We start from the raw sequence: 19543 nt of genomic DNA, 5'->3' as shown, positions 1-19543 counted from the left end.
ACTGAGGGAGCGGAATAATGGACCTCAAGATTAAAACGCTGGGCGGCAAGGACGCCGGCGAGCTGAAGCTCTCCGAAGAGATTTTCGGCCTCGACCCGCGCGAGGACATCCTGCAGCGCGTCGTGCGCTGGCAGCTCGCCAAGAAGCAGCAGGGCACGCACAAGTCCAAGGGCCGCGCCGAGATCGCGCGCACCGGCGCCAAGATGTACAAGCAGAAGGGTACGGGCCGCGCCCGTCACCATTCGGCTCGCGCTCCGCAGTTCCGCGGCGGCGGCAAGGCGCACGGCCCGGTCGTGCGCAGCCACGAACACGACCTGCCGAAGAAGGTGCGCGCGCTTGGCCTCAAGCATGCTCTCTCGGCCAAGGCCAAGAGCGCTTCGCTCATCATCGTCGACGAGCTGAAGCTTGCCGAAGCCAAGACCAAGGCGCTGGCGGCGAATCTCGAGACGCTGGGGCTGACCAACGCCCTGGTGATCGGCGGCGCCGAGCTTGACCAGAACTTCAAGCTGGCCGCGACCAACATTCCGAACATCGACGTGCTGCCCATCCAGGGCATCAACGTCTACGACATTCTGCGCCGCGGCACGCTGGTCCTTTCGAAGGCAGCCGTCGAGGCTCTCGAGGAGCGCTTTAAATGACCGACCTCCGTCACTACGACGTGATCGTCTCGCCGGCGATCACCGAAAAGTCGACCATGGCTTCCGAGCAGAACCAGGTCGTCTTCAACGTCGCCAAGAAGGCGTCGAAGCCGGAAATCAAGGCTGCCGTGGAAGCTCTCTTCGGCGTCAAGGTGACGGCTGTGAACACGCTCGTCCGCAAGGGCAAGATCAAGCGCTTCCGCGGCACGGTTGGCCGCCAGGGCGACGTCAAGAAGGCGGTTGTGACGCTGGCCGACGGCCAGTCGATCGACGTCGCGACGGGTCTCTGAGCAAGGCCGCGAGGACAGGACAATGGCACTTAAGAAATTCAACCCGGTAACGCCGAGCACCCGCCAGCTGGTCATCGTCGACCGCTCGGGCCTCTACAAGGGCAAGCCCGTCAAGGGGCTGACCGAAGGCCTGACCAAGTCGGGCGGCCGCAACAATTACGGCCGCATCACGGCCCGCTTCATCGGCGGCGGTCACAAGCGTTCGTACCGCATCATTGACTTCAAGCGTAAGAAGTACGACGTCGTCGGCACGGTCGAGCGTATCGAATACGATCCGAACCGCACCGCCTTCATCGCGCTGATCAAGTATGACGACGGCGAGCTGTCCTACATCCTGGCCCCGCAGCGCCTTGCTGCCGGCGACAAGATCGTGGCCGGCGAAGCGGTCGACGTCAAGCCGGGCAACGCGATGCCGCTGGCCTCGATGCCGGTCGGCACGATCGTCCACAACATTGAGCTGAAGCCGGGCAAGGGCGGTCAGGTCGCCCGTTCGGCTGGCGGTTACGCCCAGCTCGTCGGCCGCGACCAGGGCATGGCGATCCTGCGCCTCAACTCGGGCGAGCAGCGCGTCGTGCACGGCTCCTGCATGGCCACCGTCGGCGCGGTGTCGAACCCCGACCACGGCAACATCAATGACGGCAAGGCCGGTCGCACCGTTTGGCGCGGCAAGCGTCCGCACAATCGCGGCGTGGCCATGAACCCGGTCGACCATCCGCATGGCGGCGGCGAAGGCCGCACCTCGGGTGGCCGTCATCCGGTTTCGCCTTGGGGCAAGCCGACCAAAGGCAAGAAGACGCGGTCCAACAAGGCGACCGACAAGTTCATCGTGCGCTCGCGCCATCAGCGCAAGAGCTAAGAAGAGGTAACGCCAAGTGACTCGTTCGATTTGGAAAGGCCCCTTCATCGACGGCTACCTTCTCAAGAAGGTGGACAAGGTTCGTGAAGGCGGTCGCAATGAGGTGATCAAGATGTGGAGCCGTCGCTCCACCATCCTGCCGCAGTTCGTCGGCTTCACCTTCGGTGTCTACAACGGCCAGAAGCATGTCCCGGTCTCGGTGAACGAGGACATGGTCGGCCATAAGTTCGGTGAATTCGCTCCGACCCGGACCTATTACGGTCACGGCGCGGATAAGAAGGCGAAGAGGAAATAATCATGGGCAAGGCCAAAGCTCCGCGCAGGCTTGCTGATAACGAGGCGCGTGCCGTTCTGCGCACGATCCGTATCAGCCCGCAGAAGCTGAACCTTGTTGCCGCGCTGATCCGCGGCAAGAAGGTCGCGACAGCGCTTTCCGACCTCGAATTCTCGGCCAAGCGGATTTCCGGCACGGTCAAGAAGACGCTGGAATCGGCGATCGCCAACGCGGAAAACAATCACGACCTCGATGTCGACGCGCTCGTCGTGGCGGAAGCCTATGTCGGCAAGTCGATCGTCATGAAGCGTTTCCACGCTCGTGGCCGCGGTCGCGCCAGCCGTATCGAAAAGCCGTTCTCGCACCTCACGATCGTCGTTCGTGAAGTCGAGGAAAAAGGGGAGGCCGCATAATGGGCCAGAAAGTCAATCCGATCGGGCTGCGTCTCGGCATCAACCGCACCTGGGATTCGCGCTGGTTCGCGAACACCGGCGAGTACGGCCAGCTGCTGCATGAGGACCTCAAGATCCGCAAGTATCTCGAGAAGGAGCTCAAGCAGGCGGCTATCTCCAAGGTCGTGATCGAGCGTCCGCACAAGAAGTGCCGCGTCACCATCCACGCTGCGCGTCCGGGTCTGATCATCGGCAAGAAGGGCGCCGACATCGAGAAGCTGCGCAAGAAGCTGACCGAGATGACGAAGTCCGAGACGCACCTCAACATCGTTGAAGTGCGCAAGCCGGAAATCGACGCCACGCTGATCGCCCAGTCGATCGCTCAGCAGCTCGAGCGCCGCATCGCGTTCCGCCGCGCCATGAAGCGCGCCGTTCAGTCGGCCATGCGTCTCGGCGCCGAAGGCATCCGCATCAACTGCTCCGGCCGTCTCGGCGGCGCCGAAATCGCGCGCATGGAGTGGTACCGTGAAGGCCGCGTGCCGCTGCACACGTTGCGCGCCGATGTCGATTACGGCACGGCCGAGGCAAACACGGCTTACGGCATCTGCGGCGTCAAGGTTTGGGTGTTCAAGGGCGAGATCCTCGAGCACGACCCGATGGCTTCCGAGCGCCGTGCAACCGAAGGCGATGCCGCGCATGGCGGCGGTGCTGGTGGCGAGCGCGAACGCGGCCGTCGTCGCGAGAACGCCTGAGACATTTGAGAATTTGGAGTTAGAACGATGCTGCAGCCAAAGCGCACAAAGTTCCGCAAGCAGTTCAAAGGCCGTATCCACGGTACCGCCAAGGGCGGCACCAACCTGGATTTCGGCGGTTTCGGGCTGAAGGCGCTTGAGCCGAACCGCGTCACCGCGCGCGAGATCGAGGCGGCCCGCCGCGCGATCACCCGCGAGATGAAGCGCGCCGGCCGCGTCTGGATCCGGGTGTTCCCGGACCTGCCGGTCACCTCGAAGCCGACCGAAGTCCGCATGGGTAAGGGCAAGGGCGGCGTCGACTATTGGGCGGCGCGCGTGAAGCCCGGCCGCATCATGTTCGAGATCGACGGCGTCAGCGAGGAGACCGCGCGTGAGGCGCTGCGTCTCGGCGCCGCGAAGCTCTCGGTCAAGACGCGCTTCGTGCAGCGCATCGCAGAATAAGGACAGGCGATCATGAAAGCCGAAGACATCCGGACCAAGACCCAGGATCAGCTGACCGACGACCTGGCCGCGCTGAAGAAGGAGCAGTTCAACCTGCGCTTCCAGAAGGCCACCGGCCAGCTCGAGAAGACCGCGCGCGTGAAGCAGGTCCGCAAGGACATCGCGCGCATCAAGACCATCGCCGCGGAAAAAGCCGCGGCCAAGAAGGGTTAAGACCATGCCGAAGCGTATCCTGCAGGGCACCGTCGTCAGCGACAAGAACGAGAAGACGGTTGTCGTCAAGGTCGAGCGTCGCTTCACGCATCCGGTGATGAAGAAGACCGTGCGCATGACCAAGAAGTACAAGGCGCACGACGAGAACAACGCCCACAAGGTCGGCGACCAGGTGTTCATCCAGGAATCGAAGCCGATTTCGAAGGACAAGCGCTGGGTCGTGGTTACCTCGGACCAAGCCTGATCTTTGGGCGTAAACAAACGAATTTTGGACAGACCGGGGAGGGGCGTCGCGCGCCTGTCCCGTTAGAAAAGAAGAAGGCGGCCAGTCATGATTCAGATGCAAACAAACCTCGACGTCGCGGACAATTCCGGCGCCCGTCGTGTCATGTGCATCAAGGTGCTGGGCGGCTCGAAGCGGAAGTATGCCTCCGTCGGCGACATCATCGTGGTGTCGATCAAGGAAGCCATTCCGCGCGGCCGCGTTAAGAAGGGCGATGTGATGAAGGCGGTCGTGGTTCGCACGGCCAAGGACATCCGCCGCCCGGACGGCAGCGTGATCCGTTTCGACAAGAACGCGGCAGTTCTCGTCGACAATAAGAAAGAGCCGATCGGCACCCGTATCTTCGGACCGGTTCCGCGCGAGCTGCGCGCCAAGAACCACATGAAGATCATCTCGCTCGCGCCTGAAGTGCTGTAAGGAGCCGGACCAATGCAAAAGATCAGAAAAGGCGACAAGGTCGTCGTGCTTGCCGGCAAGGACAAGGGCCGTTCGGGCGAAGTCCTGTCGGTGCAGCCGAAGGAAGACACCGCGGTCGTCCGCGGCGTGAACCTCATTCGCCGTCACCAGAAGCAGACCCAGTCCCAAGAGGGCGGGATCATCACCAAGGAAGCGCCGATCCACCTGTCGAACATCGCGCTGGCCGACCCCAAGGACGGCAAGCCGACCCGCGTCGGCTTCACCATCCAGAAGGACGGCAAGAAGGTGCGCGTCGCCAAGCGCTCGGGAGAAGTCATCAATGGCTAAGGCTGAAACCAAGCAGGCGGCTGCCAAGAACGAGCCGCGCCTCAAGAAGGTCTATCAAGAGACCATCCGCAAGGCGCTGCAGGAGCAGTTCGGCTACGACAACGAGATGCAGGTTCCGCGCATCGACAAGATCGTGCTGAACATGGGTGTCGGCGAAGCAACCGCCGATTCCAAGAAGCCCTCGGTCGCGGCCGAGGATCTCGCGCTGATCGCCGGCCAGAAGGCCGTCGTCACCCGCGCCCGCAACTCGATTGCCGGCTTCAAGGTGCGCGAGAACATGCCGATCGGCGCCAAGGTCACGCTGCGCAAGGAACGCATGTACGAGTTCCTCGACCGCCTCGTGAACATCGCGCTGCCGCGCGTTCGCGACTTCCGCGGACTGAACCCGAAGAGCTTTGACGGCCGTGGCAACTACGCCATGGGCATCAAGGAGCACATCGTGTTCCCGGAGATCAACTACGACAAGGTTGATCAGGTCTGGGGCATGGACGTCATCGTTTGTACGACGGCGAAGACGGATGACGAAGCCAGGGCTCTGCTCAAGGCTTTCAACTTCCCCTTCCGCCAGTAACGGCAGCGAAAAAGGAAAAATCTGAAATGGCAAAGACCAGCTCAGTCGAGAAGAACAACCGGCGCCGCAAGCTCGCCGACCAGTACGCCGCCAAGCGCACGGCGCTCAAGGCCATCATCATGGATCAGTCCAAGCCGATGGAAGAGCGTTTCCGCGCCCAGCTGAAGCTGTCGGCGCTGCCGCGCAACTCGGCCAAGATCCGCATCCGCAACCGTTGCGAAGTCACGGGCCGTCCGCGTGCCTATTATCGCAAGCTGAAGCTTTCGCGTATCGCGCTTCGCGATCTGGGCAACACCGGCCAGATCCCGGGCCTGGTCAAGTCGAGCTGGTAAGGAGACACTGAGATGTCATTGAGCGATCCTCTCGGCGATATGCTGACCCGCATCCGCAACGCCTACGGCCGCAAGAAGTCGAGCGTCTCGACCCCGGCCTCGCGTCTGCGCGCCCGCGTCCTCGAAGTGCTGAAGTCGGAAGGCTATATCCGCGACTACAGCCAGACCGATTTCGAAAACGGCAAGTCCGAAATTGAGATCGAGCTGAAGTATTTCGACGGCGCTCCGGTCGTGCGCGAAATCGAGCGCGTCTCGAAGCCCGGCCGCCGCGTCTATGTCTCGGCCAAGTCGATCCCGCAGGTCGCAAACGGCCTCGGCATCGCCATCCTTTCGACGCCGAAGGGCGTCATGGCCGACCATGAAGCGCGTGAGCAGAATGTCGGCGGCGAGATCCTCTGCCAGATCTTCTGATCGGCCAAGAGATTGATGAATGGGCTTCGGTTCTCGGGATCGCGCCCGGGAACTGGAACCTGAAACGAAAGAAGTGACGAGGACAACAAAATGTCTCGTATCGGAAAGAAACCCGTTTCGCTGCCGCAGGGCGTGACCGCATCCGTCAACGGCCAGACCGTGACGGCGAAGGGCCCGAAGGGCGAGCTGAAGTTCGTGGTCAACGACGAAGTGCTGGTCAAGATGGAGAACAACGAGATCTCCGTCGAGCCGCGCGACCAGACCAAGACTGCCCGCTCCAAGTGGGGCATGTCGCGCACGCAGATCGTCAACATCCTGCAGGGCGTGAAGGACGGCTTCGAGAAGAAACTCGAGATCACCGGCGTCGGCTATCGTGCGGCGTTGCAGGGCAAGAACCTGCAGCTCGCGCTTGGCTTCAGCCACGACGTCGTCTACGAGACGCCGCAGGGCATCACCATCACGGTGCCGAAGCCGACCGAGATCACGGTCTCGGGCATCGACAAGCAGCAGGTCGGCCAGGTCGCCGCCGAGATCCGCGAGTATCGGGGTCCGGAGCCGTACAAGGGCAAGGGCGTGCGCTATGCCGACGAGCGCATCGTGCGCAAGGAAGGCAAGAAGAAGTAATAGGCTTGGCCCTGAACCGAAGGTCAGCGCAGCAAGGTCGCGGACTTTTCGGAAGGCGCCAGGCTTGAGAAGTGTAACGCCGCGGGGAGCGGCCGCGGGAGGCTTGGCCTACCGCACAGGGTTGCCCCCGTTTTCTGAAGGCAAGGAACTGACATTATGGCAAGCCCCAAAGAGACCATCCAGCGCCGCGCGCAGCGCGTCCGCCGCCAGTTGAAGAAGGTCGCAGGCGCGCGTCCGCGTCTGTCGGTGCACCGCACCTCGAAGAACATCTACGTTCAGGTCATCGACGACGCCAACGGCCACACGCTGGCCGCCGCCTCGACGCTCGAGAAGGACCTCAAGGGTTCGCTCAAGACCGGCGCCGACACCGCCGCCGCCGCGGCGGTCGGCAAGCTGATCGCCGAGCGCGCTTCGAAGGCCGGCGTCAAGGAAGTCGTCTTCGACCGCGGCCCGTACATCTATCACGGCCGCGTCAAGGCGCTGGCCGAAGCTGCCCGCGAAGGCGGGCTGAGCTTCTAATGCATGATCCCGAAAAGTTGCAGAATTTTCGGACAAGATCATGCAAAGGAAAAAAGTTCGCCGCTGATGACCCAAAGCGGCATCGGCAAACAGCAACCCGTGCTTCCGGAAAAGAACAAGGACTAGGATATGGCACAGGAACGTAGAGAAGGCGGCCGCGGCCGCGAGCGTGAACGTGAAGAGCGTGACGACGGCATGGTGGACAAGCTCGTCCACATCAACCGCGTCGCCAAGGTGGTGAAGGGCGGCCGTCGTTTCGGCTTTGCCGCTCTCGTCGTAGTCGGCGACCAGAAGGGCCGCGTCGGCTTCGGCCACGGCAAGGCGCGCGAAGTGCCGGAAGCCATCCGCAAGGCGACCGAATCGGCCAAGCGCGACATGATCTTCGTGCCGCTGCGTTCGGGCCGCACGCTGCATCACGACGTCGAAGGCCGCTGGGGCGCCGGACGCGTTCTGCTGCGCGCCGCCAAGCAGGGTACCGGCATCATCGCGGGCGGTCCGATGCGCGCCGTCTTCGAGACGCTCGGCATGCATGACGTGGTCGCCAAGTCGATGGGTTCGTCGAACCCCTACAACATGGTTCGCGCCACCTTCGACGCGCTGAAGAGCCAGATGCATCCGAAGGATGTGGCTGCCGCGCGCGGCATCAAGTATTCGACGCTTCAGGCCCGCCGCGGCACCGCCGTTGCGGCTGAAGAATAGTCGCGCTGACCAGGGATTTCGACCATGGCCAAGAAAGCTACCAAGACCATCACCGTCGAGCAGATCGGCTCGCCGATCCGCCGGCCGAAGGAGCAGCGCGCGACGCTGGTCGGCCTCGGCCTGAACAAGATGCACAAGCGGCGCACGCTGGAAGACACCCCTTCCGTGCGCGGCATGATCGCCGCCGTCCAGCACCTCGTCCGCGTCGTGGACGAGGCCTGAACGGAAGCGCAGGAGAAGAATGATGAAACTCAACGATCTGCGTGACAAGGACGGCGCCACGCATTCCAGGAAGCGCCTCGGCCGCGGCATCGGCTCCGGCTCGGGCAAGACCGCTGGTCGCGGCGTCAAGGGCCAAAAGGCCCGTTCGGGCGTTGCCATCAACGGCTTCGAGGGCGGCCAGATGCCGCTCTACCGGCGCCTGCCGAAGCGCGGCTTCAACAACCTGTTCGGCAAGAGCTTCGCGGTCGTGTCGCTGGCCAAGATCCAGGCGGCGATCGACGCCAAGAAGCTCGACGCCAAGGCGGCCGTGACGGCCGAGGCCCTGGTTGCCGCCGGCGTCATCCGCCGCGCCAAGGACGGCGTGCGCGTGCTGTCCGACGGCGAGCTCAAGGCCAAGCTCTCCTTCGACGTCGCCGGCGCTTCCAAGGCCGCGATCGAGAAGATCGAGAAGGCCGGCGGTTCGGTGAAGCTGCCGGAAGCGGCCGCCGCCGCCGAGTAACGGCGATTTGAAGCGCGGCCGACCGGGATGACTTCGCATTTTCCCTCGAACCGCGCTTTGACCAGATGAATTGGGCGGCCGCGTCAACGCGGCCGCTTGCATGTTTAAGGTCCGGAGCTTATCTCGTGAGCTTCGGTGACACGCGCCGCCTGAGCTGGGGGCGTCGAGCGTGACACGGAAATCAATGAAGTAGAGCAGGATGTTGTCCGAAAACCGCTCCACACTTTTCGGCATCATGCTCTAGCGGAGAATCAGGCATGGCTTCGGCTGCTGAACAACTAGCCTCCAATCTGAATTTCGCGGCCTTCGCCAAGGCCGAGGACCTCAAGAAGCGCATCTGGTTCACCATCGGCGCGCTGCTCGTCTACCGCCTCGGCACCTACATCCCGCTTCCCGGCATCAATCCCGACGCTTTCGCCCAGGCTTTCTCCTCGCAGAGCAAGGGCGTCCTCGGCATGTTCAACATGTTCGCCGGCGGCGCCGTGCAGCGCATGGCGATCTTCGCGCTGGGCATCATGCCCTACATCTCCGCCTCCATCATCATGCAGCTGATGACCTCGGTCATCCCGTCGCTGGAAGCGCTGAAGAAGGAAGGCGAGCAGGGCCGCAAGATCATCAACCAATACACGCGCTACGGCACCGTGCTCCTGGCGCTGATCCAGGCCTACGGCATTTCGATCGGTCTCGAAGGCGGCAACGGCATCGTCAACGATCCCGGCATGTTCTTCCGCATCTCGACCGTCGTCACGCTGGTCGGCGGCACCATGTTCCTGATGTGGCTCGGCGAGCAGATCACCGCGCGCGGCATCGGCAACGGCATTTCGCTGATCATCTTCTCCGGCATCGTCGCCGGCCTGCCGCGGGCGATCTCCGGCACGCTGGAGCTCGGCCGCACCGGCGCGCTGTCGACGGGCCTCATCCTTGCGATCATCGTGCTGGCCATCATCGTCATCGCGCTCATCGTCTTCTTCGAGCGCGCGCAGCGCCGCCTGCTCATCCAGTATCCGAAGCGCCAGGTCGGCAACCGCATGTTCCAGGGCGATACCTCGCATCTGCCGCTGAAGCTCAACACTTCGGGCGTCATCCCACCGATCTTTGCGTCCTCGTTGCTGCTTCTGCCGGCAACCGTCGCGGGCTTCTCGCAGGCGACCAACCTGCCTGCCTGGGCAAGCACGATCCTGGCCTCGCTCGGCCATGGCCAGCCGCTCTACATGATCTTCTACGCGGGCATGATCGTCTTCTTCGCCTTCTTCTACACGGCGATCGTTTTCAACCCGAAGGACACGGCCGACCAGCTCAAGAAGCATTCCGGCTTCATCCCGGGCTATCGTCCAGGCGAACGCACCGCCGAATATATCGACTATGTTCTGACGCGTATCACCGTCATCGGCGCCATCTACCTGGTGCTGGTCTGTCTGCTGCCGGAATTCCTGATCTCAGCGACTGGCGTACCTTTCTACCTCGGTGGCACATCGCTTCTGATCGTGGTCAGTGTCACGCTCGACACGGTGGCGCAGATTCAGGGTCACCTGATCGCGCACCAGTATGAGGGCCTGATCAAGAAGTCGAAGTTGCGTGGGGGGAAGAGGAGCAGATGAGGCTGATATTGCTTGGGCCGCCGGGGGCGGGCAAGGGGACGCAAGCACAAAGACTGGTAGAAAAACACGGCATCCCACAGCTCTCGACGGGGGACATGCTGCGTGCCGCCGTCCAGGCCGGAACCGAGGTCGGCAAGCGTGCCAAGGCGGTGATGGATGCCGGCGAGCTGGTCTCGGACGCGATCGTCAACGCCATCGTCGCCGAGCGCATCGATCAGCCGGATTGCGCCAGGGGCTTCATCCTCGACGGCTACCCGCGCACGCTGGTCCAGGCGGATGCGGTCGAGGCCATGCTTGCCGAGCGCGGCATCGCGCTCGACACCGTCATCGAGCTTGTCGTCGACGACAAGGCGCTGGTCGGCCGAATCGTCAAGCGCGCCGAGGATGCCAAGGCCGCCGGCCAGCCGGTGCGCAAGGACGACAACCCGGCGGTGTTCGAGGAACGCCTTCGCGAATATTACAAGAAGACGGCGCCGCTGACCGGCTACTACTACGCCAAAGGCAAGCTCAAGACGGTCGATGGCATGGCCAGTATCGATGCCGTGACCGACGAGATCGGCAAGGTGCTCGCGGCCGCGGCGAAATAGCTCGCGCCGACAATTGAAGATTGCGCTTGACGGGAACGGGCCGTTGGGGTATGGCGGCCCGTCTTCCTATCAGGCATGGACTTTGCTTGCCCTTGCGGGCAAGGCATCCGCTTTGAACCAGGAAACTCCCGCAAGGGCCGGCCTCCACCGGACGCGGGGTAACTTGAACGCCGGCTCGTCCGGCCTACATGGAGAAAGAGAAGAACATGGCTCGTATAGCCGGCGTCAACATTCCGACCAACAAGCGCGTCGTCATCGCGCTTCAGTACATTCACGGTATCGGCAAGAAGTTTGCCCAGGAGATCGTCGACAAGGTCGGCATTCCGGCGGACCGCCGCGTCAACCAGCTGACCGACGCGGAAGTGCTGCAGATCCGCGAGACGATCGACCGCGACTACCAGGTCGAAGGCGACCTGCGCCGCGAAGTCTCGATGAACATCAAGCGGCTCATGGACCTCGGCTGCTACCGTGGCCTGCGTCACCGCCGCTCACTGCCCGTCCGCGGCCAGCGCACGCACACCAACGCGCGCACCCGCAAGGGCCCGGCCAAGGCGATCGCCGGCAAGAAGAAGTAATTGAGCGAATAGCGAGCAGTCATTAGCGAGTAGGGTTCTATTCGCAACTCACTGCTCCCTACTCGCTTCCCAAGGTGGAGCCGCTGGCATTACGGCGGTGTAGAGATCAACTGAAAGGACTACCATGGCCAAGGAAGCCGCTCGTGTTCGCCGTCGCGAACGCAAGAACATCTCGTCGGGCGTTGCCCACGTCAATTCGACCTTCAACAACACCATGATCACCATCACCGACGCGCAGGGCAATTCGATTGCCTGGTCGTCGGCCGGTGCGCAAGGGTTCAAGGGTTCGCGCAAGTCGACCCCGTTCGCCGCCCAGATGGCTGCCGAGGACGTCGCCAAGAAGGCCCAGGAACACGGTATGCGCATGCTCGAGGTCGAGGTCTGCGGACCCGGCTCCGGCCGTGAATCGGCCCTTCGCGCGCTGCAGGCGGCTGGCTTCACCATCACCTCGATCCGCGACGTGACGCCGATCCCGCACAATGGTTGCCGTCCGCGCAAGAAGCGCCGCGTCTGATTTTTAAGCGCCGCGCGAGCGCCACGGCGTTCCTCCGCGGTTTTCCGTGTCGCCCGCCACGATTGGATGGTGGCGGGGCAAAGGAAGGAAGACATTTATGATCCAGAAAAACTGGCAGGAACTGATCAAGCCGAACAAGATCGAGTTCTCGTCGAAGAAGAAGACGCTGACCACGCTGGTGGCCGAGCCGCTCGAGCGCGGTTTTGGCCTGACGCTGGGCAACGCGCTGCGGCGCGTGCTTCTGTCTTCGCTGCGCGGCGCGGCTGTCACCGCCGTGCAGATCGACGGTGTGCTGCATGAATTCTCGTCCATCGCCGGCGTGCGCGAGGACGTGACCGACATCGTGCTCAACATCAAGGAAATCGCCATCCGCATGGAAGGCGATGGTCCGAAGCGCATGGTCGTGCGCAAGCAGGGCCCGGGCGCCGTGCTCGCCGGCGACATCCAGACCGTGGGCGACGTCGAGATCCTCAACCCCGACCACGTCATCTGCACGCTGGACGAGGGCGCCGAGATCCGCATGGAGTTCACGGTCGACACCGGCAAGGGCTATGTGCCGGCCGAGCGCAACCGCGCCGAGGACGCGCCGATCGGCCTGATCCCGGTCGACTCGCTCTACTCGCCGGTCAAGAAGGTCTCCTACAAGGTCGAGAACACCCGCGAGGGCCAGGTGCTCGACTATGATAAGCTGACCATGACCATCGAGACCAACGGCTCGATCTCGGGCGAGGACGCGGTCGCTTTCGCCGCCCGCATCCTGCAGGACCAGCTCGCGCTGTTCGTCAACTTCGACGAGCCGCAGAAGGAAGTCGCAACCGAAGCCGTCACCGAGCTCGCCTTCAACCCGGCGCTGCTTAAGAAGGTCGACGAGCTCGAGCTTTCGGTGCGTTCGGCCAACTGCCTGAAGAACGACAACATCGTCTATATCGGCGACCTGATCCAGAAGACCGAAGCCGAGATGCTGCGCACCCCGAACTTCGGCCGCAAGTCGCTGAACGAGATCAAGGAAGTGCTGGCGGCCATGGGCCTGCACCTCGGCATGGAAGTGCCGGACTGGCCGCCGGAAAACATCGAAGACCTCGCAAAACGTTACGAAGACCAATATTGAGCATGAATTCCAAGGATCGGCGGCGAAAGCCGCTCGATCCGACGGTCATGCGGAAAACCATCAGAGGCCGTGGCCTCTTGAACAACTGAAGAAGGAAAAGAGCCATGCGCCACGGTTTCAAAGGCCGTCGCTTCGCCCGCAGCGTAAGCCACCGCAAGTCGATGTTCGCCAATCTCGCCGTGTCTCTGATCGAGCACGAGCAGATCGTCACCACCCTGCCGAAGGCGAAGGACCTGCGTCCGATCGTCGAGAAGCTCGTCACGCTCGGCAAGCGCGGCGACCTGCACGCACGTCGTCAGGTCATCGCTCAGATCGGCAACGAGCCGGTCGTGAAGCGCCTGTTCGAGACCCTCGCTCCGCGCTACGCTACCCGCAACGGCGGCTACCTGCGCATCATGAAAGCGGGCTTCCGCAAGGGCGACAACGCTGCCATGGCGGTCATCGAATTCGTCGACCGCGACACCTCGGCCAAGGGCGCCGCCGACCGCGCTCGCCTTGAGGCAGAGGGCGCCAATGAGGAAGCCGCGGCCGCCTGAGGCCTGCGTTTTCCTTAATGACTTCAAGGGGCCTTCGGGCCCCTTTTTTGCATTTGGAGCGGCTTGATCCGAGCGAGCCGAATTTAACGTACAGGCTCATGCTTTTGCGCGACAAGTGTCGCATTTGTGTGCATTAGCCTTTCATTTTGCACAATCGTCGGGACAATGGCGCCCGATCTGGAGGGATTCGAAAATGCGCCTCAGACGACTGTTTCTTGTTGCCGCGCTGGCCGTCTTCGCCGTGGCACCGGCCGCAAGACAGGCTTTTGCCGAGGATGCCGCCAAGCCGGCGGATCCGGGCCTCTCCGATGTGCTGACCGACCTGTTGCATGGCGTCGAAGGCGAGAACGGCACGTCCGGCCCCGACAAGCGGGTGCCGTTCGGCCGCGAGGAGGTGCAGCTCTCCTTCGCGCCGCTGGTCAAGCAGACGGCGCCCGCCGTGGTCAATGTCTATGCCTCGCAGACCGCCAAGGTGACGTCGCCTTTCGAGGGCGATCCCTTCTTCGAGGAATTCTTCGGCCGCGCCCAGCCGCGCGCGCAGTCTTCGCTGGGCTCGGGCGTGCTGGTCGATCCGAGCGGCGTCATCGTCACCAATTTCCATGTCATCAAGGACGCCGATGAGGTGAAGGTCGCGACAGCCGACGGGCGCGAGTTCACCTCCAAGGTTATGCTCAAGGACGAGACGCTCGATCTTGCCGTGCTCAAGATTTCAGCCGACAAGCCGTTTCCGGTGATCGCGATCGGCGATTCCGACGCGCTCGAGGTCGGCGACCTAGTGCTCGCCATCGGCAACCCGTTCGGCGTCGGCCAGACCACCACCAGCGGCATTGTCTCGGCGCTTGCCCGCAGCCATATCGGTGTTTCCGATTCGGGCTATTTCATCCAGACTGATGCGGCCATCAACCCCGGCAATTCCGGCGGCGCGCTGATCAACATGGGCGGCCAGTTGGTCGGCATCAACACGGCCATCTACAGCCGCAGCGGCGGCTCGATCGGCATCGGCTTCGCCATCCCCTCGAACATGGTGCGCGCCTTTGCCGACGCCGCCAAGGCCGGGCTCGACTTCTTCGAGCGTCCTTATATCGGCGCTGAGTTCGAACTGGTGACGCCGCAGATCGCCGAATCGCTCGGCATGGAGAAGCCGACTGGCGCACTGGTTTCATCGGTCGAAGGTTCCGGGCCCGCCGGCAAGGCCGGCCTGAAGCCGGGCGATGTCATCCTGTCGCTCAACAACACGCCGGTCGAAAGCATCGAGGCGCTCGACTATCGCATGGCGACGCTGTCGATCGGCACCAAGGCGACCTTCGTCGTGCTGAGCAAGGGCCAGCAGGCAACGCTGGAAATCCCGCTGGAGCGTGCGCCGGAAGGCGCCAAGCCCAGCGAAGTCACCTTGCGTGGCCGTAGTCCCTTTTCCGGCGCCAAGGTCGCGGAACTGTCGCCCAGGCTTGCCCAGCGGCTTGGCCTGCGCACCGATCTCAAGGGCGTCACGGTCATCGATATCAGCCGCGATTCGCCGGCCGCCGATTTCGGCTTCCAGCCCGGCGATATCGTGCGCGAGGTGAACGGCACCAGCATCGACACCGCAGCGACGCTGGCGCAAATTGCCCAGCAGGACACGCGCTGGTGGCGCTTTACCGTCGAGCGCGGCGGGCAGATACTGCGCCAGGTGTTGCGTTATTGAGGCGGTCTGCCCATTTTAAGGCATGATCCCGAACCGAAGCTCCGCTTGGCAAAAAGCGAGAACCGGTGTTCGGACAACATCATGCTCTCAAGAGAGCGGGATCACGTTTCAACCAAAAGACTTGCATGGCCGATCTGTTCAGTTCCGATGAGCCGGAGAAAGCGCCGCCCGGGCGGCCGCTGGCCGACCGGCTGCGCCCAAAGAACCTCGGCGAGGTCGTCGGCCAGGAGCACCTGACCGGCCCGGACGGCGCGCTGACCCGGCTGATCGATTCCGGTTCGCTGGGCTCCATGATCTTCTGGGGTCCGCCGGGCACCGGCAAGACGACAGTGGCGCGGCTGCTGGCAGGCGAGACCAATCTCGCCTTCGAGCAGATCTCGGCAGTGTTTTCCGGCGTCGCGGACCTCAAGAAGGTGTTCGAGGCGGCGAAACTCAGGCGCGCCAACGGCCGCCAGACGCTGCTCTTCGTCGACGAGATCCATCGTTTCAACCGCGCCCAGCAGGACGGCTTCCTTCCGGTGATGGAAGACGGCACCGTGGTGCTGGTCGGCGCCACCACGGAGAACCCGTCCTTCGAGCTGAATGCGGCGCTTCTGTCGCGAGCGCGCGTGCTTGTGTTCCGTTCGCTGGGCGAAGAAAGCATCGCCAAGCTTCTGGCGCGGGCCGAAGAAACCGAGGGCAGGGCGCTGCCGCTTGACGACGAGGCGCGCGCGATGCTGATCCGCATGGCGGACGGCGACGGCCGCGCCTCGCTGACGCTGGCCGAGGAGGTCTGGCGCGCCGCCAAGAAAGGCGAAGTGTTTGGCCCGGAGGGCCTGCAGCGCGTCATCCAACGCCGCGCGCCGATCTACGACAAGGGCCAGGACGGCCATTACAACCTGATCTCGGCGCTGCATAAATCGGTACGGGGCTCCGATCCGGATGCGGCGCTCTATTATCTTGCCCGCATGTTCGACGCCGGCGAGGATCCGCTCTATCTCGGCCGCCGTCTGGTGCGCATGGCGGTGGAGGATATCGGGCTCGCCGATCCGCAGGCGCTTGTCGTCGCCAACGCGGCCAAGGACGCCTATGACTATCTAGGCTCGCCCGAGGGCGAGCTCGCCTTCGCGCAGGCCACCGTCTATCTCGCCACCGCGCCGAAATCGAACGCCGTCTACACCGCCTTCAAGGCTGCGACCGCAGCCGCCAAGGAGTTTGGCTCGCTGCTGCCGCCCAAGCACATCCTCAATGCGCCGACCAAACTGATGAAGCAGGAGGATTACGGCGCCGGCTATCGCTACGACCATGACGAGCCGGACGCCTTTTCAGGCCAGGATTATTTCCCGGAGAAGATGGGCCGGCACACTTTTTACGATCCGCCGGAACGCGGTTTCGAGCGCGACATCCGCAAGCGGCTGGAATACTGGGCGAAGCTGCGCAGCGAACGGAACAGCTGAGTTGCGCCGCCCGGCTGGGCATGGAGCTGAAGTGGAGTAGCTCGCTCCAAATATTTGCGCCGAGAGACCCCTCGAGCCCACGCGACGGCATTGTGCCGGGAAACAAAAAATCCTATCAAGGCGCACGGCTGGCGGGGGTCTGCCGTGATTTTGTCCCATGGAACAGGATCGCGCCTCCGCGCGAATGGCAATGAACAAGAAAACTCTCAAGTCGCTCCGCAAGGCCGCCATCGCGGCCGTGGTTCTCGCGCTCGCCTTCTACTTCATCCCGATTCTGACTACGATCTGGGTCGTCTGCGGCCTGATCGACGTGATGCGCAACGATCAGAAGAACCGAAACCTGTTCGAGCGCTACTTCCTCGGCAACGGCCTGTTCACCTGGCTGCTGTCGCCCTTCAACCTGATTGTCGACCTTCTCTGCTATCGCAACCCCGGCGTCTGGAAGCCCGAGCAGTTCCCCGAGGACTATCAGCGCGAGATCAGCGAGGTCCTGGGTGTCTTCAAGGCCCGCAAGGACGAGATCATCGCCGACATAGACGCCAATTTCGGCGCCGGCCGGCGCGGCATGTATGTCTACCAGTGGTACGGCAAGCACAAGATCGACAACGTTCCCGAATTCAACAAGGACTACAAATACATCAAGACGATCGCCGTATCCGTTTTCAGCAAGCGCGAATCCACGTCCTGGCATTTCGGTCCGCTCCGCCTCAGCCTGCGCATCCTCTACAATCTGATCCCGGTGCAGGCGGAGATCTTCGTCCAGTGCGGCAGCAAGAAGAACTACTGGTACGACAACCCTCTGTTCATCTTCGACGACACGCTGTTCCACCGCTCGGTCAACGAATATGACGGCCGCCGCTACTGCGTCTTCGTCGACATCATCAGGCCGTCTCCATTCCCAAAACTGATCGCGGGCCTTCTCGCCATCGTCTCGGTCAGCGTGGAGCGTATCAATTCGGTCTTCTACAAGAACTGGAAGATGATCGGCTCGTCAAAGCCTAAGGCCACTGCCAACTGATTCTGGGCCTCTTCAATCTCCTGGCTCGGCCTGCTCGGCCGCCTCGATGCTCTTAAACCAACGTCCTATAGCGCCGATCCGCTGCAACCGTTACAACTCTTCCATCGGATATATCCACAAGGATATAACGACGGGCGGAAGGAGGTCCGCTCGCTGGGAGGATAGGTTTGAGCGGGCGGCAAGCAGCCGGTCATGCGGATTTCGTCCAGGCTTCGATCGCCAGAAGCGATGCGGCGCATTCGGCGTTAGTCGCCTCGTGGCGGCGTTCCCTTCAACTGCATCGCCTCGATCCGGCTGAGCGTAAGGCGCCAAGGCGGCTGACCGAAGCCGAATTGCGGCAGGCACGGCAGCGCATGGAACGGATGATCCGCGCCGCCGAGACAAGCCTCAACCGGCTCTATCAGGCGGTCGGCGGTGTCGGTTGCTGCGTGATGCTGGCCGACCGCGACGGCATCCCCGTCGAGCGCCGCGGCGCGGTCGCCGACGACGAGACCTTCGACGAATGGGGCCTGTGGATCGGCACGGTCTGGAGCGAAGACAGTGAGGGAACCAACGGCATCGGCACCTGTCTCGCCGATCAGCGGCCGCTCACCATCCATCGCGACCAGCATTTCTTTTCGCGCAACACGCTGATGAGCTGCACCACGGCTCCCGTCTTTGACCATGAAGGCAACCTGGCGGCCGCGCTCGACGTATCGTCCTGCCGCTCCGACCTCACGGAAGGCTTCGTCCAGCTCATCTCGGTCGCGGTGGGCGACGCCGCGCGCCGTATCGAGGCCGAGAATTTCCGTATGGTCTATTCCAATGCCCGCATCCTGCTTGCGCCGGTTGCCGAGCGCAGCGCCGGCGCGCTGATCGCCGTCGACGCCGACGACCTTGTGATCGGCGCGACACGCTCGGCGCGGCTTGCTCTCGGCATAACGTCGGAAGGCCTGGCCAAGGGCCTCCTCGCCGCGGACATCCTCGGGGACCCGGCCAGGGCCCGGGAGGACCTCGATGATGCCGAGCGCAGCGTGCTGCAGCGCGCGATGGCGCGCACCGGCGGCAATGTCTCGGCAGCGGCGCAGAGCCTCGGCATCTCGCGCGCGACGCTGCATCGCAAGCTCGCCCGTTTCAGCATCCGCCGGCCGCATTGATTTACGCAACCTGACCTGTCGCAGTTCTGCGACACTCGGCGGCCGCGATCCGTTTGCCTGGGGATGACAGGCCGAAGAGCGTCGGCAAGTGTTTCCAGCGACGCGCCACATTCCCGTGACGCCGTTTTGCTGGGAGGCAGACAATGAACAAGGTTGAGTTCTCACGCACGGCCAAGGTCCCCTTCGCCAAGCGCTATGACAACTTCATCGGCGGCCGCTGGGTCGCCCCGCATGCCGGAAGATACTTCGACAACATCTCGCCGGTGACCGGCCGGCCGCTTTGCGAGATCGCAAGGTCCGACGCACAGGACGTCGAAGCCGCGCTCGACGCCGCGCACAAGGCGAAGGATGCCTGGGGCAAGACCAGCCCGGCGGCCCGCGCCTTGATCCTCAATCGCATTGCGGACCGCATGGAAGACAATCTCGACCTGCTGGCGCTCGCCGAAACGTGGGACAACGGCAAGCCGATCCGCGAGACGACGGCGGCGGACCTGCCTCTGGCCATCGACCACTTCCGCTATTTCGCCGGCGTCCTTCGCAGCCAGGAGGGCAGCCTTTCGGAGATCGACCACGACACGGTCGCCTATCATTTCC

At 63.2% G+C, this 19543-nt stretch carries 30 protein-coding genes; all 30 read left to right on the top strand.

Annotation, left to right across the window (positions count from 1 at the left end; genetic code table 11):
* Positions 1 to 17: 17 nt before the first annotated feature.
* Complete coding sequence (gene rplD, locus EOA23_RS18215; protein WP_126061030.1) at positions 18 to 638, top strand: 50S ribosomal protein L4; 621 nt, start codon at positions 18 to 20, stop codon at positions 636 to 638.
* A complete protein-coding gene (locus EOA23_RS18210; protein WP_040983033.1) occupies positions 635 to 928 on the top strand; it encodes a 50S ribosomal protein L23 in 294 nt (97 codons plus the stop codon). Before rplD ends, EOA23_RS18210 begins: the two co-directional genes overlap by 4 nt.
* 22 nt (positions 929 to 950) lie before the next feature.
* Entirely contained in the window at positions 951 to 1784 is an 834-nt protein-coding gene (rplB, locus tag EOA23_RS18205; RefSeq protein WP_040970375.1) for a 50S ribosomal protein L2, read from the top strand.
* Positions 1785 to 1800: 16 nt separating this feature from the next.
* Entirely contained in the window at positions 1801 to 2079 is a 279-nt protein-coding gene (gene rpsS / locus EOA23_RS18200; RefSeq protein ID WP_006205463.1) for a 30S ribosomal protein S19, read from the top strand.
* Between the two features lie 2 nt (positions 2080 to 2081).
* Positions 2082 to 2471 (top strand): 50S ribosomal protein L22, encoded by a 390-nt coding sequence (gene rplV, locus EOA23_RS18195; protein WP_010909277.1) that lies wholly within the window; start codon positions 2082 to 2084, stop codon positions 2469 to 2471.
* A complete protein-coding gene (gene rpsC / locus EOA23_RS18190) occupies positions 2471 to 3202 on the top strand; it encodes a 30S ribosomal protein S3 (protein ID WP_040983028.1) in 732 nt (243 codons plus the stop codon). Before rplV ends, rpsC begins: the two co-directional genes overlap by 1 nt.
* 27 nt (positions 3203 to 3229) lie before the next feature.
* The gene (gene rplP / locus EOA23_RS18185) at positions 3230 to 3643 is read left to right on the top strand and encodes a 50S ribosomal protein L16 (protein WP_040970378.1); all 414 of its coding nucleotides are present in this window, start codon (positions 3230 to 3232) and stop codon (positions 3641 to 3643) included.
* 12 nt (positions 3644 to 3655) lie between these two features.
* Complete coding sequence (gene rpmC / locus EOA23_RS18180; protein WP_042642190.1) at positions 3656 to 3856, top strand: 50S ribosomal protein L29; 201 nt, start codon at positions 3656 to 3658, stop codon at positions 3854 to 3856.
* Positions 3857 to 3860: 4 nt separating this feature from the next.
* Positions 3861 to 4100 (top strand): 30S ribosomal protein S17, encoded by a 240-nt coding sequence (gene rpsQ / locus EOA23_RS18175; RefSeq protein ID WP_042642192.1) that lies wholly within the window; start codon positions 3861 to 3863, stop codon positions 4098 to 4100.
* A gap of 87 nt (positions 4101 to 4187) precedes the next feature.
* Positions 4188 to 4556, top strand: a complete 369-nt coding sequence (gene rplN, locus EOA23_RS18170; protein WP_006205457.1) for a 50S ribosomal protein L14 — start codon at positions 4188 to 4190, stop codon at positions 4554 to 4556.
* 12 nt (positions 4557 to 4568) lie between these two features.
* Positions 4569 to 4883 (top strand): 50S ribosomal protein L24, encoded by a 315-nt coding sequence (gene rplX, locus EOA23_RS18165; protein WP_040983021.1) that lies wholly within the window; start codon positions 4569 to 4571, stop codon positions 4881 to 4883.
* Positions 4876 to 5454 carry a 50S ribosomal protein L5 gene (gene rplE, locus EOA23_RS18160; RefSeq protein ID WP_042642197.1) on the top strand — a complete coding sequence of 193 codons (579 nt, stop codon included), beginning with the start codon at positions 4876 to 4878 and terminating at the stop codon, positions 5452 to 5454. The genes rplX and rplE overlap by 8 nt, the downstream gene beginning before the upstream one ends.
* A 26-nt stretch (positions 5455 to 5480) precedes the next feature.
* Positions 5481 to 5786 carry a 30S ribosomal protein S14 gene (gene rpsN / locus EOA23_RS18155; RefSeq protein WP_042642199.1) on the top strand — a complete coding sequence of 102 codons (306 nt, stop codon included), beginning with the start codon at positions 5481 to 5483 and terminating at the stop codon, positions 5784 to 5786.
* Between the two features lie 12 nt (positions 5787 to 5798).
* Positions 5799 to 6197, top strand: a complete 399-nt coding sequence (gene rpsH, locus EOA23_RS18150; protein WP_042642201.1) for a 30S ribosomal protein S8 — start codon at positions 5799 to 5801, stop codon at positions 6195 to 6197.
* A 90-nt stretch (positions 6198 to 6287) separates the two neighbouring features.
* Complete coding sequence (rplF, locus tag EOA23_RS18145) at positions 6288 to 6821, top strand: 50S ribosomal protein L6 (protein ID WP_042642203.1); 534 nt, start codon at positions 6288 to 6290, stop codon at positions 6819 to 6821.
* A gap of 156 nt (positions 6822 to 6977) precedes the next feature.
* The gene (gene rplR / locus EOA23_RS18140; RefSeq protein ID WP_042642205.1) at positions 6978 to 7340 is read left to right on the top strand and encodes a 50S ribosomal protein L18; all 363 of its coding nucleotides are present in this window, start codon (positions 6978 to 6980) and stop codon (positions 7338 to 7340) included.
* Positions 7341 to 7469: 129 nt separating this feature from the next.
* A complete protein-coding gene (gene rpsE, locus EOA23_RS18135) occupies positions 7470 to 8039 on the top strand; it encodes a 30S ribosomal protein S5 (RefSeq protein WP_027046810.1) in 570 nt (189 codons plus the stop codon).
* A gap of 24 nt (positions 8040 to 8063) precedes the next feature.
* The gene (rpmD, locus tag EOA23_RS18130) at positions 8064 to 8261 is read left to right on the top strand and encodes a 50S ribosomal protein L30 (RefSeq protein WP_027170355.1); all 198 of its coding nucleotides are present in this window, start codon (positions 8064 to 8066) and stop codon (positions 8259 to 8261) included.
* A 22-nt stretch (positions 8262 to 8283) separates the two neighbouring features.
* Complete coding sequence (gene rplO / locus EOA23_RS18125) at positions 8284 to 8760, top strand: 50S ribosomal protein L15 (RefSeq protein WP_126061029.1); 477 nt, start codon at positions 8284 to 8286, stop codon at positions 8758 to 8760.
* A 257-nt stretch (positions 8761 to 9017) separates the two neighbouring features.
* Positions 9018 to 10358, top strand: a complete 1341-nt coding sequence (secY, locus tag EOA23_RS18120) for a preprotein translocase subunit SecY (RefSeq protein ID WP_126061028.1) — start codon at positions 9018 to 9020, stop codon at positions 10356 to 10358.
* Complete coding sequence (locus EOA23_RS18115; RefSeq protein ID WP_126061027.1) at positions 10355 to 10945, top strand: adenylate kinase; 591 nt, start codon at positions 10355 to 10357, stop codon at positions 10943 to 10945. The genes secY and EOA23_RS18115 overlap by 4 nt, the downstream gene beginning before the upstream one ends.
* Positions 10946 to 11151: 206 nt before the next feature.
* Complete coding sequence (rpsM, locus tag EOA23_RS18110) at positions 11152 to 11520, top strand: 30S ribosomal protein S13 (protein ID WP_027170351.1); 369 nt, start codon at positions 11152 to 11154, stop codon at positions 11518 to 11520.
* Positions 11521 to 11644: 124 nt separating this feature from the next.
* Entirely contained in the window at positions 11645 to 12034 is a 390-nt protein-coding gene (gene rpsK / locus EOA23_RS18105; protein ID WP_006205444.1) for a 30S ribosomal protein S11, read from the top strand.
* 97 nt (positions 12035 to 12131) lie between these two features.
* Positions 12132 to 13142: a DNA-directed RNA polymerase subunit alpha gene (locus EOA23_RS18100; RefSeq protein ID WP_040994640.1), complete on the top strand. Its 1011-nt coding sequence runs from the start codon at positions 12132 to 12134 to the stop codon at positions 13140 to 13142.
* 104 nt (positions 13143 to 13246) lie between these two features.
* Positions 13247 to 13678: a 50S ribosomal protein L17 gene (rplQ, locus tag EOA23_RS18095; RefSeq protein WP_042642218.1), complete on the top strand. Its 432-nt coding sequence runs from the start codon at positions 13247 to 13249 to the stop codon at positions 13676 to 13678.
* 193 nt (positions 13679 to 13871) lie between these two features.
* The gene (locus EOA23_RS18090; protein ID WP_127305145.1) at positions 13872 to 15359 is read left to right on the top strand and encodes a DegQ family serine endoprotease; all 1488 of its coding nucleotides are present in this window, start codon (positions 13872 to 13874) and stop codon (positions 15357 to 15359) included.
* A 125-nt stretch (positions 15360 to 15484) separates the two neighbouring features.
* Positions 15485 to 16795, top strand: coding sequence for a replication-associated recombination protein A (locus EOA23_RS18085; RefSeq protein ID WP_127305144.1), 1311 nt, complete (start codon positions 15485 to 15487; stop codon positions 16793 to 16795).
* 190 nt (positions 16796 to 16985) lie between these two features.
* Entirely contained in the window at positions 16986 to 17813 is an 828-nt protein-coding gene (locus EOA23_RS18080; RefSeq protein ID WP_189341634.1) for an aspartyl/asparaginyl beta-hydroxylase domain-containing protein, read from the top strand.
* Positions 17814 to 17980: 167 nt separating this feature from the next.
* Positions 17981 to 18949 carry a helix-turn-helix domain-containing protein gene (locus EOA23_RS18075; protein ID WP_127305142.1) on the top strand — a complete coding sequence of 323 codons (969 nt, stop codon included), beginning with the start codon at positions 17981 to 17983 and terminating at the stop codon, positions 18947 to 18949.
* A gap of 143 nt (positions 18950 to 19092) precedes the next feature.
* On the top strand, positions 19093 to 19543 hold a 451-nt coding region (locus tag EOA23_RS18070; RefSeq protein ID WP_127305141.1), incomplete at its 3' end, for an aldehyde dehydrogenase family protein.

It is taken from the genome of Mesorhizobium sp. M2A.F.Ca.ET.042.01.1.1 (assembly GCF_003997405.1).
GTDB lineage: Bacteria > Pseudomonadota > Alphaproteobacteria > Rhizobiales > Rhizobiaceae > Mesorhizobium.
Note: the sequence above shows the minus strand (reverse complement) of the source record. Positions and strands in the feature narration are given on the sequence as shown.

What these genes read in the sequence shown, in the direction of transcription:
- EOA23_RS18080 (WP_189341634.1), top strand. Translation starts at nt 16,986, where the DNA reads ATGAACAAGAAAACTCTCAAGTCGCTCCGCAAGGCCGCCATCGCGGCC.
- rpsQ (WP_042642192.1), top strand. Translation starts at nt 3,861, where the DNA reads ATGCCGAAGCGTATCCTGCAGGGCACCGTCGTCAGCGACAAGAACGAG.
- rplE (WP_042642197.1), top strand. Translation starts at nt 4,876, where the DNA reads ATGGCTAAGGCTGAAACCAAGCAGGCGGCTGCCAAGAACGAGCCGCGC.
- rplF (WP_042642203.1), top strand. Translation starts at nt 6,288, where the DNA reads ATGTCTCGTATCGGAAAGAAACCCGTTTCGCTGCCGCAGGGCGTGACC.
- EOA23_RS18210 (WP_040983033.1), top strand. Translation starts at nt 635, where the DNA reads ATGACCGACCTCCGTCACTACGACGTGATCGTCTCGCCGGCGATCACC.
- rpsH (WP_042642201.1), top strand. Translation starts at nt 5,799, where the DNA reads ATGTCATTGAGCGATCCTCTCGGCGATATGCTGACCCGCATCCGCAAC.
- rpsE (WP_027046810.1), top strand. Translation starts at nt 7,470, where the DNA reads ATGGCACAGGAACGTAGAGAAGGCGGCCGCGGCCGCGAGCGTGAACGT.
- rplV (WP_010909277.1), top strand. Translation starts at nt 2,082, where the DNA reads ATGGGCAAGGCCAAAGCTCCGCGCAGGCTTGCTGATAACGAGGCGCGT.
- rpsC (WP_040983028.1), top strand. Translation starts at nt 2,471, where the DNA reads ATGGGCCAGAAAGTCAATCCGATCGGGCTGCGTCTCGGCATCAACCGC.
- rplQ (WP_042642218.1), top strand. Translation starts at nt 13,247, where the DNA reads ATGCGCCACGGTTTCAAAGGCCGTCGCTTCGCCCGCAGCGTAAGCCAC.
- rplO (WP_126061029.1), top strand. Translation starts at nt 8,284, where the DNA reads ATGAAACTCAACGATCTGCGTGACAAGGACGGCGCCACGCATTCCAGG.
- rpmD (WP_027170355.1), top strand. Translation starts at nt 8,064, where the DNA reads ATGGCCAAGAAAGCTACCAAGACCATCACCGTCGAGCAGATCGGCTCG.
- rplX (WP_040983021.1), top strand. Translation starts at nt 4,569, where the DNA reads ATGCAAAAGATCAGAAAAGGCGACAAGGTCGTCGTGCTTGCCGGCAAG.
- rplD (WP_126061030.1), top strand. Translation starts at nt 18, where the DNA reads ATGGACCTCAAGATTAAAACGCTGGGCGGCAAGGACGCCGGCGAGCTG.
- rpmC (WP_042642190.1), top strand. Translation starts at nt 3,656, where the DNA reads ATGAAAGCCGAAGACATCCGGACCAAGACCCAGGATCAGCTGACCGAC.
- EOA23_RS18115 (WP_126061027.1), top strand. Translation starts at nt 10,355, where the DNA reads ATGAGGCTGATATTGCTTGGGCCGCCGGGGGCGGGCAAGGGGACGCAA.
- secY (WP_126061028.1), top strand. Translation starts at nt 9,018, where the DNA reads ATGGCTTCGGCTGCTGAACAACTAGCCTCCAATCTGAATTTCGCGGCC.
- rplP (WP_040970378.1), top strand. Translation starts at nt 3,230, where the DNA reads ATGCTGCAGCCAAAGCGCACAAAGTTCCGCAAGCAGTTCAAAGGCCGT.
- rplR (WP_042642205.1), top strand. Translation starts at nt 6,978, where the DNA reads ATGGCAAGCCCCAAAGAGACCATCCAGCGCCGCGCGCAGCGCGTCCGC.
- rpsN (WP_042642199.1), top strand. Translation starts at nt 5,481, where the DNA reads ATGGCAAAGACCAGCTCAGTCGAGAAGAACAACCGGCGCCGCAAGCTC.
- EOA23_RS18100 (WP_040994640.1), top strand. Translation starts at nt 12,132, where the DNA reads ATGATCCAGAAAAACTGGCAGGAACTGATCAAGCCGAACAAGATCGAG.
- EOA23_RS18090 (WP_127305145.1), top strand. Translation starts at nt 13,872, where the DNA reads ATGCGCCTCAGACGACTGTTTCTTGTTGCCGCGCTGGCCGTCTTCGCC.
- rplB (WP_040970375.1), top strand. Translation starts at nt 951, where the DNA reads ATGGCACTTAAGAAATTCAACCCGGTAACGCCGAGCACCCGCCAGCTG.
- rpsM (WP_027170351.1), top strand. Translation starts at nt 11,152, where the DNA reads ATGGCTCGTATAGCCGGCGTCAACATTCCGACCAACAAGCGCGTCGTC.
- rplN (WP_006205457.1), top strand. Translation starts at nt 4,188, where the DNA reads ATGATTCAGATGCAAACAAACCTCGACGTCGCGGACAATTCCGGCGCC.
- EOA23_RS18085 (WP_127305144.1), top strand. Translation starts at nt 15,485, where the DNA reads ATGGCCGATCTGTTCAGTTCCGATGAGCCGGAGAAAGCGCCGCCCGGG.
- rpsK (WP_006205444.1), top strand. Translation starts at nt 11,645, where the DNA reads ATGGCCAAGGAAGCCGCTCGTGTTCGCCGTCGCGAACGCAAGAACATC.